Annotated in this window: 2 protein-coding genes; both read right to left on the reverse strand. The window is 77.2% G+C overall.

The window, feature by feature from the left end; genetic code table 11:
- Window positions 1-612: phage tail protein (locus ACWEVO_RS34880; protein ID WP_452311670.1), on the reverse strand; the 612-nt coding region annotated here is incomplete at its 3' end.
- Window positions 593-2491 (reverse strand): baseplate J/gp47 family protein (locus tag ACWEVO_RS34885; protein ID WP_452311671.1); only part of this gene is annotated, 1899 nt, incomplete at its 5' end. The genes ACWEVO_RS34880 and ACWEVO_RS34885, both read right to left, overlap by 20 nt.

Below are 2491 nucleotides of genomic sequence, written 5' to 3' on the forward strand. Positions count from 1 at the left end.
CGTCGCTCGATCTTGGACGGTTTCCGTTCCTGTCGAACGGGAGGTGTCCAAGATCTGCGCGCTGGTCGGGTCGGCGGGCGGGGAAGCGGGGTGTTCGGGGTCGGCGGGCGGGTCGGGGAGGATCTCGACGGTGACGGCGGCGGGTTTCTCCGCCTCGACGATGCGGGTGATCAGGGCGAGCTGGTCGGCGGCGGCCGGCGGCACCCGGACCACCACGTGGAAGGGGCGGTCCGCCGGCTCCTCCAGCCCGAAGCCGGTGACCCCGGTGGCCAGCTCCAACGCGGTCCGCATCCCGTACGGGGTGCCGCGCCAGCGGGCCAGCAGGGCGCCGTGCGCGACCAGGTCCCGCAGCCGGCCCACCGGCAGCGGCAGCGGCGCGTCCGCCCGGGGCGCGGTGACCACGTGGTCCATGGCCACCCACCGGGTCAGGTACGCCACGAACCCGTCCGGCGTCCGGTACGGCGCGAAGAGCGCGTCGACGTCGGCGAGCACCGCCTCGTCCGGGGCGTGCAACGCCTCCATCACGTCCAGCAGCGCGCCCAGCACGCTCCCCGGGCCGGCGGCCCGCTGGTACGCGGCCGGCAGCAGCCGCTCAATCGCCGCTCGGCGCATCCTGCCGCACCACCTCGATGTCGTGCTCGCCGGAGCAGAGCAGCCAGGTGCCGGGGACGGTGACCACGTCGGCGGTGGCCTGGTTGGCGCTGGCCGCCCAGTCGACGGCGTCGCCGCTGCGGTACACGCCCCGCTCGCCGCCGGCGAGGATCAGCCGGTCGGCCCCACCCGCGCCGGACGGCGCCGTGGCGGCGATCGCGTCGACCGGGACGAACCGCGTGCGGTCCCGCAGGGGCAGCCCGCAGTTGACCACCACCGGCAGCCACTGCGGCTGGGCGGCCAGGGTGTCCAGCCGGACCACCCCGCCGCTCTGCGTGGCGGCCACCGCCAGGGTGCCGCTGAAGGCCAGGTCCCGGCAGGTCCCGCCGATCCAGCCGGCCTGCATCGCCTGCCACTTCACATCGGACTCGAACAACCGGGTCCGGTGGCAGCCCTGCCCGGGCTTCTTCGGGTCCGGCTCGCCCGCGCCGCACCAGAGCAGCGTCGCCGGACCGTCGTACTGCACGGCGAGGACGCGGTTGTCCACGTTGGCGAGGCCGACGTGGGCGAAGCTGCCGGGGCGGCCGGCGGCGGTGGACAGGTAGACCCCGAATCCAGCCTGCGCGGCCACCGCCACGCCCGGCGCGCCACGCTCGGAGACGAACGCCCGGACGGCGTAGAAGCCGCGGTCGGCGTCGGCCGGGTCGACCAGGATCTGCAGCGGCACCGCGCCGGGCAGCAGGGAGACCTCGTACAGGCCGGTGTCGGTGGCGAGCAGCAGCGCGCCCGCGCCGTCCCGGTCGATCCAGGCCAGGTCCTGCACCCGCGAGTCCAGGTCGGTCAGGAGGGTCCAGGTCTCCCCGAGGTCGGTGCTCAGCCGGACCCGGGAGCCGCCCGCGTCCCGCGCGGTGACCACGGCCACCGAGCCGGCCCGGGGCACGATGCCGGGGCGCGCCGGCGCCGGGGCGGGGACCACCCGGACCACACTCTCCGCGTCGAACCGGCCGGCCGGTTCCCAGCCGACCCCGGCGTTGGTGGAGCGGAACAGCACCGGGCCGCGCCCGGCGTACCAGGTGTCCGGCTGGTACTGGTCGACCGCGAGGGTGCGCACCTGCGCGTCGGGCGCCTCGTCCACCACGAACCGGACCGACTCGACGTACCGCACGCCCGGCTCGGCGTGCTCCAGCATCCGGTACACGTTGGAGGCGCGCAGCGGCTCGCCGAACGCCCAGCCGGTCGGGTTGAGCGGGGTGGGCAGCGGGCTGAGCGTCTGGTGCAGCCGGTCGTGGACCCGCCGCCGGACCGCGTCGACGTCCTCCTCCCGCCGGACCACCACCCGGGCCCGGATGGAGACCGCCTTGTACCGGGCCCAGCTGGCCCGGACCGCGGTGCCCAGCGCCCGGCGCCGCTCCAGGTCGGCCGCCACGCCGCGGCGGGCCTCCTCGACCTCGTGCTCGCGCAGCACGTCGACCGGCAGCCGGCCGCCGGGCCGGGCCTGGTCCGGCACGTACGGCACCAGCACCACCTCGACCTCGCCCGGGCGGGCGAAGCTGTAGACGGCGGCCCGGGTGAACGCCCGGGCGCGGGCCACCGCCCCCGAGCCGGCGGCGAGGATCTCGTAGTCCCGGGCGGTCACCGCCCGCTGCTGGGCGAAGAACTCGTACGGCCCGCGCGCCAGGGCCGACTCCAGCGACTCCAGGTCCCGGCCGCCGCCGGCCGGCCCCGGGTTCTCCGCCCGCAGCCCGGGCAGCGGGTCGCGCAGGCTGGTCAGGGTGCCGGCCGCCACGTTCCCGGACGGCCCGCCCCCGCAGCGGTCCCAGAGCCGGATCTGCCGCCCGGCCGGCGGCACCGCCGCCACCGTGGTCGCCCCGGCCGCCGGGCCGTTGGAGCCCGGTCCGCG

The sequence above is a fragment of the Micromonospora sp. NPDC003776 genome, from assembly GCF_053605645.1.